At 47.8% G+C, this 297-nt stretch carries 1 protein-coding gene; it reads right to left on the bottom strand.

Annotated elements, in window-relative coordinates; all coding sequences use genetic code 11:
- Window positions 1-297: EAL domain-containing protein (locus FDX22_RS32385; RefSeq protein WP_255433101.1), on the bottom strand; the 297-nt coding region annotated here is incomplete at both ends.

Raw genomic sequence — 297 nt, forward strand, 5'->3', positions numbered from 1 at the left:
GAGTAATCACGCGCTTTCTCAGCGATCAGGGCAATCAGTCGGGATGAATGGAAATCAGAAGCTGAGAGGTTAATTGAGATATAAATCTGGGGATGCGCTGAAAGAAAATACCCTAAATCATTGAACACTTCTTCGACCACGTAATCCGTGATACTTTCAATCATGCCTTCTTTTTCAGCCAGCGGAATAAATTCCGTCGGGCTCATGACCTCGCCTTTGCAACCTGGCCAACGCATCAGCGCCTCGGCCCCCACACATTGACCATTCTTGATATCGATGATCGGCTGGTAATGCAGG

The organism is Citrobacter sp. TBCS-14, assembly GCF_005280805.1.
GTDB lineage: Bacteria > Pseudomonadota > Gammaproteobacteria > Enterobacterales > Enterobacteriaceae > Citrobacter > Citrobacter gillenii.